The organism is Mesorhizobium sp. B3-1-9 (assembly GCF_006439595.1).
GTDB lineage: Bacteria > Pseudomonadota > Alphaproteobacteria > Rhizobiales > Rhizobiaceae > Mesorhizobium.
In genome coordinates this window covers 56,370-69,101 of the sequence record NZ_VFTJ01000027.1, presented here as the reverse complement: position 1 = coordinate 69,101, position 12,732 = coordinate 56,370, and the positions used below count along the sequence as shown (strand labels likewise).

Below are 12,732 nucleotides of genomic sequence, written 5' to 3'. Positions count from 1 at the left end.
TGAGATCAGCGCAAACGCTGGGAATTGGCCGAAGCCTTCCGACCTCGTCATTCCAGGGCGGGAGCAGCCGCGAAGCGGCGTCGCGGAGACCCTGGAATCCACGCCGTGACCTTGATCGTAGACTGCAGCAGAGCAGAATTCTGCACGGTTGCGGCGCTCATGCGTCACGAAATGGATCCTCGGGTCTGCGCGCGTCGCTTCGCGGCTGCTCCCGCCCTGGAATGACGAGGTCGGAAGGCTTCGGCCAATTCCAAGGCATGCCACCTACCAACACAAATACGGCCTGCCCGTCAAAATCACTGTGCTGGGGAACTAGCAGATTTCGTCATTGTGAGCGCAAAGCCGTTTGCGGCCTGCGGCAATTCCCGCTAAGACGCCGCCGTCCTTTCCTAGAAGCCGGGAACCAATTCGATGACGGACATCGCCGCCACCGCCGAAATGCAGGCCGCGCTGCTTTCGCGCGCGCTGCCCTATATGCAACGCTACGAGAACAAGACCGTGGTGGTGAAGTATGGCGGCCACGCCATGGGCGACCATGAACTCGGCAAGGCGTTCGCCCGCGACATCGCGCTGTTGAAGCAATCCGGCGTCAACCCGATCGTCGTGCATGGCGGCGGGCCGCAGATCGGCGCGATGCTTTCCAAGATGGGCATCGAATCCAAGTTCGAGGGCGGGCTGCGCGTCACCGACCAGAAGACGGTCGAGATCGTCGAGATGGTGCTGGCCGGCTCGATCAACAAGGAGATCGTGGCGCTGATCAACGCCGAGGGCGAGTGGGCGATCGGGCTCTGCGGCAAGGACGGCAACATGGTGTTCGCCGAAAAGGCGCGCAAGACCATGGTCGACCCGGACTCCAACATCGAGCGGGTGCTCGATCTCGGCTTCGTCGGCGAACCGGTCGAGGTCGACCGCACGCTGCTCGATCTTCTGGCGCGCTCCGAAATGATCCCGGTGCTGGCGCCGGTCGCGCCGGGCCGCGACGGCCACACCTACAACATCAATGCCGACACGTTTGCGGGCGCAATCGCGGGCGCATGCCGCGCCTCGCGTCTGCTCTTCCTCACCGACGTGCCCGGCGTGCTCGACAAGAACAGGAAGCTGATCGACGAGCTGACGGTCGCCGAAGCCAGGGCGCTGATCAAGGACGGCACGGTTTCCGGCGGTATGATCCCGAAAGTCGAGACCTGCATCGAGGCGATCGAGCGCGGGGTCGAAGGCGTCGTCATCCTCAACGGCAAGACGCCGCACTCCGTTCTGCTCGAGCTCTTCACCGAGCACGGCGCTGGCACGCTGATAGTTCCGTAGGAAGGCAAGTACACCGTTTCCGTGAAGCGGTGAATTACCATAGTCAGCCGGCTAATCTTCTTTCGCCTTCAAGAGCGGGCATGGCCGGCTTTCGCGCTCGACGCCGAACGATCATCGATTCCTCCTCGGCGTCCTGCGGTGCGCCCCAGAACTCAGCAAGCGTTGGGCCGTCCGTGACGCGGCCATCGCGGGCGAGAAAACCCCAGACCTCACGGAACCAGACGCGGCGCCCCATCTTGGTGTACCAGCGCATCGAATGGCGCTGCTCGGGATCGGGGTGGAAGAGGATGCGCGCCAGCGCCTTCGGCCGCGACTGCACCGCGACCTCGATCAGCTTGACGGCGAAGAACAGCATCCAGGGTTTCAGCCGGGTCATGTGTAGAACCTGGTGCTTGTAGTCCCAGAGGCGCACGTCCTTCTGGATCACCTTGCGGTCGCTGGCGATGCGGAAGAACGGCGTCCAGCGATGTGGCGTGACATAGAGCGCCTGGATCTGGTCCGGATCGTAAGCGATGAGCTGGCGGAAGCCGCGCCAGAGATCGCGCAAGGTCTCGTCCTCGAAGCCGGCGACCCAGGTCGCCATCGACAGGATGCCGTGTCGCCTGAGCAGCCGGATCGCCTCGCGGTCGGATTTGGTGCTGCCACCCTTGCGGATCAGCGACAGCGTCTCCTCGTCGGTGTTCTCCATGCCGAGCAGCCAGCGGATGATTCCGGCGTTGCGGTAGAGGTGGAGGATGTCGGCATCGCGCACGATGTCGTCGGCGCGGGTCGAGCCGACTATCAGCACCGGCACATTCTCGGCGATCATGGCATCGAGAAAGGCGCGCCAGGCCTTCTTCGAGGAGGTCGGATTCTCGTCCGCCAGGTTGATCAGCTCGACGCCGTGCTCGCGATGGAGCCAGGCTATTTCCCTGGCGAATTTGACGGGATCGCGGTGGCGCCAGCGGGTCCAGAAGCCGCGCTGGCCGCAATAGTTGCACAGATGCGGGCAGCCACGCGAGAACTGCATGACCACGGCCCGCTTGCCGCCCCAATAGGAGTAGCGGCGATGATCGATCAGCTCCCAGCCGACGCGCCAGGCGTCGAGATCGGCAACGGTCATTGCCGGCTGCGTGGCGACCGGATGGCCGAGGTCGTCGCGATAGGCGATGCCGGCGACGCTCGCCACCGGCTGGCGCATCTCGATCGCCTCGACCAGCGCCGTCGCGGTCGCCTCTCCCTCGCCGCGCACGATGAAATCGAAGACGTCCGTCGCCGCCAGGATGTCGCGCCAATGATAGGTCGGGAAGACGCCGCCATAGATGATGATGACGCCCGGCGCGCGCGCCTTGATCATTTCGGCGATCTTCAAGGCCGTCAGATGCGCCGAGGTCGAGCCGGAATGGCCGATCAGGACGAAATCCGGATCGTCGCGCAGGGCATCGTCGACCAGCACGGCAAGCGGCATCGGCCCGAACTCGGCATCGACCAGCCGGACCTGATGGCCGGAATCGATCAGCGGGCCGCCGATCGCCAGCAGCCCGAGCGGCGGCAAATGATCGTCGGGCACGCGGCTGCCGATGGCGGTGTGCGGCGGATTGATCAGCACGATGTTCATGGCGGACCTCTTGCTTGGTCCGCTTGTGCTAGTCGCCGATGTCGAAGCCGCCTTGGCGCGGTTCAGCAGTTTCCACGCAGCTTTTCGGGAGAAGTTTTGTTCTGAAGCAATTCCGGACGGAGGGCTACGGCGAAGTTGCCGAGCCTAAACGCCTCACACTTCCCTGGAATCGCTTTTTGCTTGGACGCAATTTCCGACGGAAAACCGCGTCGCACTTTTCCTGGAATTGCTTTTTGCTTGGACGCAATTCCGGACGGAAAACCGCGTTGCACTTTTCCTGGAATTGCGTCAGCGCCGCAGGTGACTGAGCGGCACGTGGCCGGGGCCCTTGATGTTCTGCAGCACCAGTTGCGTGTGGACGTCGCGCACGCCGGGCAGGCGCATCAGCCGGTGCATGACGAAGGCATTCAGATCGTCCACCGACGGCACCATGACATGCAGCAGGAAATCGTGGTCGCCGGTCATCGTCCAGCAGGACGAGACTTCGTCCATGCGCTGCACGGCGGCGATGAAGCTTTCGGGCGAGCCGTCGCTGTGGCTGACCAGCCGCACCTGGATGAACACCTCGACGGTCAAGCCCACGGCGCGGCGGCTGAGCACGGCGGCAAAACCCTTGATGATGCCGGTTTCCTGCAGCGCCTCGAAGCGGCGCGCGCAGGGCGTGGTCGATAGCCCGATTTCCTGCGCCAGCTCCGAGACGGGCTTGCGGCCGTCGCGCTGCAGGATATCGAGCATCCTTATCTCGAAATCATCGAATTGAGGCATGTTTTGTCGATCTCACGCTTATCTGAGTTCTTTTACCTCGAAATCAGCTAACGAGCTACAAACAAGGCGGATTTACCTCAGCGTTCGCTCCTAAACTCCTCTCCACGATCCGCGGATCACGATCTCGAGGAGGATATGATGACGATCAGCGTTGCCGATTACGCCGCCGAATGCGCGGCGCAGGGCCTTCGCGGCGACTATTCGGTCTGCCGCGGCGATTTCACCGTGGCGCAGGGCTACGACTATTCAGCCGAGGAACAGGCGGTGTGGCGCATGCTGTGCGACCGCCAGACGAAGCTGACCCAGAAGCTCGCGCACCACTCCTATCTGGATGGTGTCGCCGCGCTCGGCCTGCTCGACAGGATTCCGGATTTCGACGAGGTCAGCGAAAAGCTCACCAGGCTGACGGGCTGGGAGATCGTCGCCGTGCCCGGCCTGATCCCAGCCGGCCCGTTCTTCGATCATCTCGCCAATCGCCGCTTTCCGGTGACCAACTGGCTGCGGACGAAGAAAGAGCTCGACTATATCGTCGAGCCGGACATGTTCCACGATTTCTTCGGCCATGTGCCGATCCTGACCCAGCCGGTGTTCGCCGATTTCATGCAGATGTATGGCGAGAAGGCCGAGGACGTCATTGCGCTGGGCGGCGACGAGATGATCACAAGGCTCTACTGGTACAGCGCCGAATACGGCCTCATCCAGGAAGCCGGGCAGCCGCTGAAGGCCTTCGGCGCCGGGCTGATGTCGTCCTTCACCGAGCTGCAATTCGCGGTCGAGAGCAAGGATGCCCACCACGTGCCGTTCGACCTCGAGACGGTGATGCGCACCGGCTATGAGATCGACAAGTTCCAGCGCGCCTATTTCGTGCTGCCGTCCTTCGATGCGCTGCGCGATGCTTTCGCCCATGGCGACCTCGCCGGCATCGTGGCGCGGTTCAAGGATCAGCTGGCGCTCGACCCGGCCACGGTCTGAGGTCGGTTTTCGCCCAACCGACATTCAGGGCGGTTCAGCCGCCGAGAGGCGGCTGGGCCGCTTTACGTCGGCCAAGCCGGTCTTTTCGGTAGATCAGACGACGATCACCTTGCCGAGGTGCTCGCCCAGGCGGCAGGCGAGCGCGGTGATGGTCGTCGTCGGGTTGCACTGGCCGGAGGTGCAGAACACCGAGGAGCCGCCGACATAGAGATTGTCCATGCCGTGCACCTTGCAATTGGCGTCGACGACGCTTTTCAAGACATCGGTGCCCATGCGGGTGCCGCCCATGTGGTGGTGGCCGGCCGTTTCCTCATTGGTCGGATAATCGTCGCCATTGCTGATCCAGTCGTCGATGCGGACGCGGCCGAGATTCTTCTGCGCCATGGTCGTGCCGAAAAGCTTCAGGCCTTCGAGCAGCGTGCGGCGCTCGAGCGGCGACTTCTTCCAATGCAATTCGATGCGCGGCACGCCGGCGTGGTCGACATCGACCTTCGACAGCTCGATCTGGTTGGAGGCAAGCGGCGCCTGTTCCCAGGCGACGTAAAGCTGGGCCGCGCAGTGCAGCCTTTGGTCCAGTTGGGACGACATCCACTCCGCCATGTTGGGCGCGGTGCAGGCGAGATCGGCGATCAGCTTCTTGACATTAGGATAGGGCGACTCGATCAGCCGAATGCCGAAATTCATGATCTGCAGCCGCTCCATCGCGGCAAGCGTCGGCGAGAAGAAGGCTTCGTTCGAGGCGTCGACCTCGAACTCTGAGTAACTGGCGAGGATGGCATTGCCGCCCTCGAAGGTCGGATGCTCCATCCAGTAGCGGCCGAGCGCCGTCGCGTTCGGCACCACGCCGCCATTCGAGCGCTCATTCGACCATAACAGCAGCCGTGAGTTTTCCAGCCCGCCGGTGCAGATGACGAAATAGTCCGCGCCGAAGGTGCCGGCGTCCTGCCCGTTCGACCAGAGCTTCGCGCCGGTGACGCGCTTGCCGTCGCCGGTAAGCTCGGTCGCGTAGGTGTTGAGCACGACGGCGATGTTCTTGCTCTTGTCGAGTTCGTCGGCGAACTTCTCGCCGAAGCGCACCGCCGGGCTCTTGATCAACTGCACCCAGCGGATGTCGTCCGAAACCGGCACATCGGGGCGGAAGTCGGGAAGCTCGAGGATGTCGTGGACTTCGCCGAGGTAGGGTTCGATGTCGGCGCGACTGATCGGCCAGCCGGTGTCCGGCGCCCAGGCCTTGGGCTCGAAATCTTGGCTGTCGAGCACGCGGCACCAGCCGGCCCAGTGGTTGGATGAGCCGCCCATGAAGCGCAGCCTGGTGATGTCGAGGTCGAAATAGAAATCGCCGACCGTCCTGCCGCGATAGAAATCCTGCGACTCGTCGCTGAATTCGCGCGAACCCGCCTCCAGGACGACGACCGGGATGCCGGCTGCGCCGAGCTTCCTGGCGATCGTCGTACCGGCTGGACCGGAGCCGAGGATACAGGCCTTGGGTTTGAAGCCGGCCTGCTTGTAGGCTTCGTAGCTGTCGAAGATCATGCGAGATCGCTCCGCCGCAGGATCCAGCCATTGATCTCGACGATTTCATCGGGGTCGGCCACGTCCGGCTGGTTGCGGAACAGCGACAGCGCGGGCAGCGCGATCAGCGCCTGCACGATCGCGCGGCGCGACATTTTTCTTATGAACCTGCTCATGACACGTCTCTCGATAGGGCCGTCGATCCACGCATGCCGTTCCTGAACGGCACACATGCCGCCAAGGAGGCCAATTCCGTGCCAAACCTAGGTGAAAACGGGGTTACACCCGGACGTTCAGCGCGGTTGAATATGGACATGGTTAGGGTTTTCCTAACGCCCGCGGCTTCATGCCGCCTCGGGGAGTTCGCGGTCGAGGATCGAAAGATTGCGGCCGCGGTTCTTCGCCTCGTAAAGCCTGCGATCGGCGGCGCGCATCAGATCGGAAACGGTAGCGCTCTCGCCGCAGCTTATGCCGCCGATCGAGACCGTGAGCGGCACGGTCCGCTCGTCGACGGGGCGGAAGCGGATCAGCTCGACCTCGCGGCGGATACGCTCGGCGATATGCTTGGCTTCCGGTTCGCTGGCGCCGACCAGGAAAGCCGCGAATTCCTCGCCGCCGATGCGGCCGAGCATGTCGCCGCTGCGAATGCCGCGTTCGATGGCGCCGGCAATCAGAAGCAGCGCTTCGTCTCCCGTCAGATGACCGTAGCTGTCATTGATCCTCTTGAAGTGATCGGCGTCGATGATGAGCAGCGCGCCGCGATCGCTCTTGCGCCGCGACCCGTCGAGCGCGGCAAAGAAGGTTTCGCGGTTGAGCATGCCGGTCATGTCGTCGCGGCTTGCCTTTTCCGACAGGCGCCTGTGCGCCGCCGCAAGCTGCGCATGGGCGCGGGCAAGCTCGCGATGGGCGTTCTGCAACCGGTCGCTTTGCCAGAAGCTGCTGGCGCTGGCGGCCCAGGCAAGCACGAGCGGGCAAACCGTCGATGCCAGCCAGACGGTGCGGCTCATCGGAAAGCCCATTGCCGGAACCACAATCAGCGTCAACAACAGCGAGGCAGCGACCGAAGCGAACGCCACGGCAGCGGCCCTCAAAAATATGCGACTCATCACTTGCTCCCAACGGATAGCCTCTGTGCCAGCAAGCGCTGAAGGCGACCTTTCCGAGACTTTTAAAATTTGAAGTGAGACGCCATTTTCACACTTCGTGACGCGCATAAGTTGTGGATAACCTCCGCGCCGGCGTGCCATAAGAAGCGTATGACGATGACACCCGATCCTGCCCGCTTTGCCCATGTCACGGACTGGGTGTTCGACCTCGACAACACGCTCTATCCGCATCATTCGAACCTGTTCGCGCAGATCGACGTCAAGATGACCGCCTATGTCGGCGAGTTGCTGACGCTTTCGCGCGACGAGGCGCGCAAGCTGCAGAAGGAGCTCTACCTGGAATACGGCACGACGCTGAACGGGCTGATGAAGCGGCACGGCATCGATCCCGACGATTTCCTCGAGAAGGTGCACGACATCGACTATTCGCGGCTGGTGCCGGATCCGGTGCTGGGCGCGGCGATCCGCCAGCTTCCAGGACGCAAATTCATCTTCACCAATGGCGACCGCAGGCATGCCGAGCGCACCGCGCGCCAGCTCGGCATACTGGAACATTTCGACGCCATCTTCGACATTCGCGGCGGGGCTCAATCCCAAGCCGGAGCGCCAGACCTATGAGCGTTTTGCCGAACTGCACTCGGTGACCGGACATAATGCGGTGATGTTCGAGGATCTGGCGCGCAATCTGGCCGTGCCGAAAACGCTCGGCATGACGACCGTGCTGGTGGTGCCGCGCAATTTCGAGCCGACCTTTTCGGAGATCTGGGAACGCGACCCTGCAAACGAGGACGACGTCGATTTCGTCACCGACGATCTCGCCAGCTTCCTGACCGCGATCGTCGAGGTCGTGGCCTGAACGATGTTTGCATAGGGCAAGCCTGGGAGGTTGGCCGAAACGCCCATCGCGATCGTCATCCACGGGCGGAGCAAGGAGCGAAGCGACGCGCGTAGACCCGAGGATCCATTCCGTGGCTTTCGAGCGTTGCCGCGGTGCAGAATTCTGCTCTGCTGCATTCCACGGCCCAGGTCACGGAATGGATTCCAGGGTCTGCACGACGCCGCTTCGCGGCTGCTCCGCTAGAATGACGAGGCTGGGAGGCTTCGGCCAATCCCCAGCGTTTGCCCTGATTTCATCGAATGAGCGGTGAATATCTGGCCTATCGATGGGCCTGCAATCTTGTATCGAGGACCTAATCGAAATCCGGAATCGTGCCGGGCTGCAGCCCCAGCCGGCCATTCAGGTCCTTCAGATACCGGCACCAGTCCGGCGTGCCTCCGGCTCCCGTACCGTTGCCATTGCCGTCGGATGAGTAGCCGTTGCCGTGGCCGTTGCCGCAATTGGCGTTGCCGTTGAAGCTGCCGCCATTGAAGTTGCCGCTGAAACTTCCGGCATTGCCGTTGCCGTTGAAGTTGCCGCTGTTGCCATTGCCGTTGAAGTTGCCGGAATTGCCGTTGCCGTTGAAATTGCCGGTGTTGCCGAGACCGTTGGTCACGCCGACGCCGATCGGAAGGTCGGCAATCCTGACCAGGGTCGAGGCGTCGGCAGCCAGGATCGCGGCAAGCAGCGTGCCGAGCGCGAGGCGGTTTCCGTCAAGCAGCCTCGCCGCCACGCCGCGCTGGCGAGGCCGAACGGGCGCGGCTGATCTCAAGCTGGTCATCAGCGGTTCCCCCGGCCGTTGGAGTTGCCGTTGAAGCCGCCGACATTGCCGTTGCCGTTGAAGTTGCCGCCGTTGAAGTTGCCGTTGCCGGCACCGATGTTGCTGTTGCCGTTGTATTGGCCGGTGTTGGAGTTGCCGTTGAAGGCGCCAATGTTGCTGTTGCCGCTTGTCGGCGAGGTGTTGCTGTTGCCGTTGAAGGCGCCGACATTGCCGGTGCCGCTGTTGAAGGCGCCGATATTACCGGTACCGCTGTTCTTGTAGCCGACATTGCCGCCGAAGTTGCCGAGCGGGTTCATGCTCCTGACGTTCGAACCGATGGCTTGGCCGTATTTGCCGACCGCCCCCTGGACAGCCGACATGCCGAAGGCCTGGCTGCCCGTCGCGGTGTCAGCCTTCGCCGCGGTTGCACTCAACAACCCCAGGCATAGCGCCGATATGACGTAGCGTTTCATCTGCGAGCTCCTTCCATGGCTTAGCTTTTTGAAATTGCACCTGTTTCGAAAAGGACTGGGACCGCCGGCGACATGTCGCGATAGCCTTGCGCGGGGGACGGGCGCGTGGCTCGGCGATCCCAGAGACGTCTGCGTCTTTCCAAGTTAAAGCTTGGCGACGCTGAAGTTGGCGACGCTAGTGGTTGGCGTTGCCGTTTCCGTTGCCGCTACCGGCGCCCCAGTTGCCGTTGCCGTTGGCATTGCCGTTGCCGAGGCCGAAGTTGCCGTTGCCGTTCACGTTGCCGTTGCCGAGGCCGAAGTTCCCGTTGCCGTTGCCGTTGCCGTTGGCGGCGCCGGCATTGAGGTTGCCGTTATAGTTGCCGCTGAAGGCACCCATGTTGGCGTTTCCGTTTCCGTTGCCGTTGCCAGCGCCGAAATTGCCGTTGCCGTTGAAGTTGCCGTTGAAGGCGCCGGTGTTGGCGTTGCCATTGCCGTTGCCGTTGCCGACGCCGACATTGCCGTTGCCGTTGCCATTGCCGCTACCGACCGAAAATGCGGATGCCGAACCAGTCAGAGCCGACAGGACAGCCGCGGCCAGGATGATCTTTTTCATGACGTTCTCCTTGGTTTGTGTTGAGCTTCCCGGCCAGTTCAAGATGACCGAGAGGACGCTCCAAGGATGCACGCAGAAATAGCGCCCATGAATTCGGGCTGATCGGCAGGTGCCGTCGGTTTTTCTGCTGATCCCCGTGTCAGGGAAAGTTGAAGTAATCGGGAAAAAACTGACAGGCATAAAGGCGTATGCCGGGTGTATATTGCGCGGAGCATCAACCCCTTGTGCCTCTTCTCGCGGGGCCGGCACTTCGCGGCGTTGACGGAAAAGAAGTCGATGGAGGGTGGCATCGACACCGGCAAAGACGATAGCTCGAGAAAGCGCCGTGGCCTGGCGCGGCATCTGGTTGCCGTGCAGGAAGAGCAGCGCCTGCGCCTGTCGCGCGAGCTGCATGACGATCTGGGCCAGATGCTCGCCAGCGTCTCGCTCGAATTGCACATCGTTCGCGCCGGCTCGCCGGAGATGGACGCCCGCCTCGAGCGCGCCGCGATGCTTATCGACCAGCTGAGCGCCAGGGTGCATGACGCCGCCTGGAGCCTGCGACCCGCGGACCTCGATCGCCTCGGCTTCAAGGCTTCGGTCGAGGACCTGACCATCATGCTTTGCGGTCAACTCGGCATTGCATGCGAGATGGACCTTGAAGCCCTGTCGAGCCCGCCGCCTGCCGAGATCGCGCTCACGCTGTACCGCATTGCCCAGGAAGCGCTCACCAATATCGGCAAGCATGCCGCGCCGAGCCGCGTCAGCGTCACGGCGCACATCCAGGACGATCGGATGCGCCTGACGATCGAGGATGACGGCCGCGGCTTTGACGGCAGCGCCGAACCTGGTCCGAGCCATTTGGGACTTGCCGGAATGCGGGAGCGGCTGGCGCTGGTCGGCGGCAAATTGTCGGTTGAAACCGCTTGGGGCAAGGGGACCACCATTTACGCTGATGTGCCCCTCGCCGGCTGACCGGCGGCTTCGAGCCGGCAACGATGCGATCGGGTCTGAAACGGCATCTTCGGCGTCAGGTGGGATTACGTGAAGCGCTGCACATCCCGGACATTAGCCGCGGCTTACAGTGCGGCATCATTGGGTTAGGCGGGGGATGGCTTACCCGTTGCGGCCGTTCAGGCCTGCCAGGACAGACGGGCGTCCCGCGCCAGGCGGGGCAGTTGCCTAGACCATCAAGAACAAGAGAGCCCGCTCCAAGCGAGAGGCTCTTTCATCGACTGATGGAGGTTAAAGGTGTGCTGCAGACGGATATTTGTGGTCGATGACCACCCGATCATCCTGTCGGGGGTCGGGGCGATGATCAACAGCCAGGACGATCTGACGATCGTCGGACTGGCCGGCAATGCCGACGATGCCCTCGAGGGGATCGGCAAGTCGCTGCCCGACGTCGCCGTGGTCGACATATCGCTTCCGGGCATCAACGGGGTCACGCTGATCGAGCGGCTTGGCGAACGCTTTCCCGAGGTCAGCTGCATAGCGCTGACGGCGCATGAGGACCCGGGCTGCCTGCGCCAGGTGCTGGCGGCGGGCGGACGCGGCTTCGTGGTCAAGCGGTCGACCGCGACGGACCTGCTGCAGGCCATCCGATGCGTGTTGGCCGGCGACAACTATGTCGATCCGGCGCTTGCGGCGCGCATATTGAGCCCACGCGGCGCCGCGCAGGGCGATCCGGGCAATCTCAGCGAACGGGAGCGGTCGGTCATCCAGTTGGTGGCGCTCGGTTACAGCAACAAGGAAATCTCGTCGCGGCTCAGCCTCAGTATAAAGACGATCGAAACCTATCGCACCAGGGCAACCGACAAGCTCGAACTTCACTCCCGCGCTGCCATCGTGCGCTTCGCGCACTCGAATGGCTGGCTGATCGAACTGCCGGTGTAGGCGAACCGGCAGGTTGCGCTTCCGGGGCCGCGCTTTCAGAGCTTGTAGAAGCGGCGGATGATGTCCCAGGCTTCGTCGGCCGTGTCGACGAAATCGATGATGTCCTGATCGCCGGGCGAGATCGTGCCCTGCTCGGCGAGGAAATCGAGATCGATCGCCCTTTGCCAGAACGCCTTGCCGAACAGGATGACCGGGACGCGCTCCATGCGTCCCGTCTGGATAAGCGTCAGCGTCTCGAAGAACTCGTCCATCGTGCCGAAGCCGCCCGGAAACACCGCGACCGCCTTGGCGCGCATGACGAAATGCATCTTGCGGATGGCGAAGTAGTGGAAGTTGAAGCAGAGCTCCGGCGTGACATAGGCGTTAGGCGCCTGCTCGTGCGGCAAAACGATGTTCAAGCCGATCGACGGCGCGCCGACATCGTCGGCGCCGCGGTTGCCGGCCTCCATGACGCCAGGCCCGCCACCGGTCACCACGACATATTCACGATAATAGGAGGTGGCCGACTGCTGCGAGCACAGGCGGGCGAATTTGCGCGCTTCCTCGTAATATTTGCTGTTCGCCTCGAGGTTCTTCTTCTGCGTCTCGTTCTTCGCCGCCCAGGCCTCGCCACCCGGTTCGGGCAGGCGGGCGCCGCCGAACAGGATGACGGTCGAGCGAATACCGCGTTCGGCCAGGATCATTTCCGGCTTGAGCAGCTCGAGCTGCAGCCGTACGGCGCGCAATTCGCGACGCGTCATGAAGTCGGGATCGTTCCAGGCCAGCCGGTAGGTCTCGGCGCGTGTCTGCGGGGTATCCGGCACGCCTTTCGAGCGTTCCAGATCCTCGTCCGAATGCGGCAGCGGCGTCCATCCCGCCTTTTCCATGGGAGTCATCGAATCCACCCGTCCAATTCCCT

The 12,732-nt window shown here is 62.9% G+C and carries 13 protein-coding genes and 1 pseudogene; 5 read left to right on the top strand and 9 right to left on the bottom strand.

Going from position 1 to position 12,732, the window contains the following annotated elements; translation table 11 throughout:
• Nucleotides 1-411 precede the first annotated feature (411 nt).
• Nucleotides 412-1,305 (top strand): acetylglutamate kinase, encoded by an 894-nt coding sequence (gene argB, locus FJW07_RS29455; RefSeq protein ID WP_140859673.1) that lies wholly within the window; start codon nt 412-414, stop codon nt 1,303-1,305.
• 43 nt (nt 1,306-1,348) lie between these two features.
• Here the strand turns inward: argB and bchE are convergent, their stop codons facing one another.
• Both bchE and FJW07_RS29445 read right to left on the bottom strand, forming a co-directional pair.
• Complete coding sequence (gene bchE / locus FJW07_RS29450) at nt 1,349-2,902, bottom strand: magnesium-protoporphyrin IX monomethyl ester anaerobic oxidative cyclase (protein WP_140859672.1); 1,554 nt, start codon at nt 2,900-2,902, stop codon at nt 1,349-1,351.
• Between the two features lie 288 nt (nt 2,903-3,190).
• Nucleotides 3,191-3,667 carry an Lrp/AsnC family transcriptional regulator gene (locus tag FJW07_RS29445; RefSeq protein WP_127883232.1) on the bottom strand — a complete coding sequence of 159 codons (477 nt, stop codon included), beginning with the start codon at nt 3,665-3,667 and terminating at the stop codon, nt 3,191-3,193.
• Nucleotides 3,668-3,802: 135 nt separating this feature from the next.
• On the opposite strand from FJW07_RS29445, the gene phhA reads away from it, so the two are divergent.
• On the top strand, nt 3,803-4,639 hold the full coding sequence (gene phhA, locus FJW07_RS29440; RefSeq protein WP_140859671.1) for a phenylalanine 4-monooxygenase: 837 nt from the start codon (nt 3,803-3,805) through the stop codon (nt 4,637-4,639).
• Between the two features lie 93 nt (nt 4,640-4,732).
• On the opposite strand, the gene FJW07_RS29435 is transcribed toward phhA, so the two are convergent.
• The 3 genes from FJW07_RS29435 to FJW07_RS29425 all read right to left on the bottom strand — a co-directional run bounded on the left by FJW07_RS29435 (nt 4,733) and on the right by FJW07_RS29425 (nt 7,257).
• Entirely contained in the window at nt 4,733-6,172 is a 1,440-nt protein-coding gene (locus tag FJW07_RS29435; RefSeq protein WP_140859670.1) for a GMC family oxidoreductase, read from the bottom strand.
• Complete coding sequence (locus FJW07_RS29430) at nt 6,169-6,327, bottom strand: hypothetical protein (protein ID WP_140859669.1); 159 nt, start codon at nt 6,325-6,327, stop codon at nt 6,169-6,171. Before FJW07_RS29430 ends, FJW07_RS29435 begins: the two co-directional genes overlap by 4 nt.
• Before the next feature lie 168 nt (nt 6,328-6,495).
• Complete coding sequence (locus FJW07_RS29425; RefSeq protein ID WP_140641929.1) at nt 6,496-7,257, bottom strand: GGDEF domain-containing protein; 762 nt, start codon at nt 7,255-7,257, stop codon at nt 6,496-6,498.
• 150 nt (nt 7,258-7,407) lie between these two features.
• Between FJW07_RS29425 and FJW07_RS29420 the strand changes: the two are divergent.
• Nucleotides 7,408-8,113 (top strand): annotated as a pseudogene (locus tag FJW07_RS29420) (pyrimidine 5'-nucleotidase).
• Nucleotides 8,114-8,447: 334 nt separating this feature from the next.
• Here FJW07_RS29420 and FJW07_RS29415 read toward each other — a convergent pair.
• The 3 genes from FJW07_RS29415 to FJW07_RS31835 all read right to left on the bottom strand — a co-directional run bounded on the left by FJW07_RS29415 (nt 8,448) and on the right by FJW07_RS31835 (nt 10,352).
• Complete coding sequence (locus tag FJW07_RS29415) at nt 8,448-8,915, bottom strand: hypothetical protein (protein WP_140859668.1); 468 nt, start codon at nt 8,913-8,915, stop codon at nt 8,448-8,450.
• The gene (locus tag FJW07_RS29410; protein ID WP_140859667.1) at nt 8,915-9,367 is read right to left on the bottom strand and encodes a hypothetical protein; all 453 of its coding nucleotides are present in this window, start codon (nt 9,365-9,367) and stop codon (nt 8,915-8,917) included. Before FJW07_RS29410 ends, FJW07_RS29415 begins: the two co-directional genes overlap by 1 nt.
• 175 nt (nt 9,368-9,542) lie before the next feature.
• Nucleotides 9,543-10,352, bottom strand: coding sequence for a hypothetical protein (locus FJW07_RS31835; protein WP_181182755.1), 810 nt, complete (start codon nt 10,350-10,352; stop codon nt 9,543-9,545).
• Between FJW07_RS31835 and FJW07_RS29400 the strand changes: the two genes are divergently transcribed.
• On the top strand, nt 10,311-10,913 hold the full coding sequence (locus FJW07_RS29400; RefSeq protein WP_181182754.1) for a sensor histidine kinase: 603 nt from the start codon (nt 10,311-10,313) through the stop codon (nt 10,911-10,913). The genes FJW07_RS31835 and FJW07_RS29400 overlap by 42 nt on opposite strands.
• A 297-nt stretch (nt 10,914-11,210) precedes the next feature.
• Nucleotides 11,211-11,834 carry a response regulator transcription factor gene (locus FJW07_RS29395; protein WP_246677222.1) on the top strand — a complete coding sequence of 208 codons (624 nt, stop codon included), beginning with the start codon at nt 11,211-11,213 and terminating at the stop codon, nt 11,832-11,834.
• 35 nt (nt 11,835-11,869) lie between these two features.
• Here the strand turns inward: FJW07_RS29395 and FJW07_RS29390 are convergent, their stop codons facing one another.
• On the bottom strand, nt 11,870-12,709 hold the full coding sequence (locus tag FJW07_RS29390) for an LOG family protein (protein ID WP_140859665.1): 840 nt from the start codon (nt 12,707-12,709) through the stop codon (nt 11,870-11,872).
• Nucleotides 12,710-12,732: the final 23 nt, after the last annotated feature.

What these genes read in the sequence shown, in the direction of transcription:
- argB (WP_140859673.1), top strand. Translation starts at nt 412, where the DNA reads ATGACGGACATCGCCGCCACCGCCGAAATGCAGGCCGCGCTGCTTTCG.
- bchE (WP_140859672.1), bottom strand. Translation starts at nt 2,902, where the DNA reads ATGAACATCGTGCTGATCAATCCGCCGCACACCGCCATCGGCAGCCGC.
- FJW07_RS29445 (WP_127883232.1), bottom strand. Translation starts at nt 3,667, where the DNA reads ATGCCTCAATTCGATGATTTCGAGATAAGGATGCTCGATATCCTGCAG.
- phhA (WP_140859671.1), top strand. Translation starts at nt 3,803, where the DNA reads ATGATGACGATCAGCGTTGCCGATTACGCCGCCGAATGCGCGGCGCAG.
- FJW07_RS29435 (WP_140859670.1), bottom strand. Translation starts at nt 6,172, where the DNA reads ATGATCTTCGACAGCTACGAAGCCTACAAGCAGGCCGGCTTCAAACCC.
- FJW07_RS29430 (WP_140859669.1), bottom strand. Translation starts at nt 6,327, where the DNA reads ATGAGCAGGTTCATAAGAAAAATGTCGCGCCGCGCGATCGTGCAGGCG.
- FJW07_RS29425 (WP_140641929.1), bottom strand. Translation starts at nt 7,257, where the DNA reads ATGAGTCGCATATTTTTGAGGGCCGCTGCCGTGGCGTTCGCTTCGGTC.
- FJW07_RS29415 (WP_140859668.1), bottom strand. Translation starts at nt 8,915, where the DNA reads ATGACCAGCTTGAGATCAGCCGCGCCCGTTCGGCCTCGCCAGCGCGGC.
- FJW07_RS29410 (WP_140859667.1), bottom strand. Translation starts at nt 9,367, where the DNA reads ATGAAACGCTACGTCATATCGGCGCTATGCCTGGGGTTGTTGAGTGCA.
- FJW07_RS31835 (WP_181182755.1), bottom strand. Translation starts at nt 10,352, where the DNA reads ATGCAGCTCGCGCGACAGGCGCAGGCGCTGCTCTTCCTGCACGGCAAC.
- FJW07_RS29390 (WP_140859665.1), bottom strand. Translation starts at nt 12,709, where the DNA reads ATGACTCCCATGGAAAAGGCGGGATGGACGCCGCTGCCGCATTCGGAC.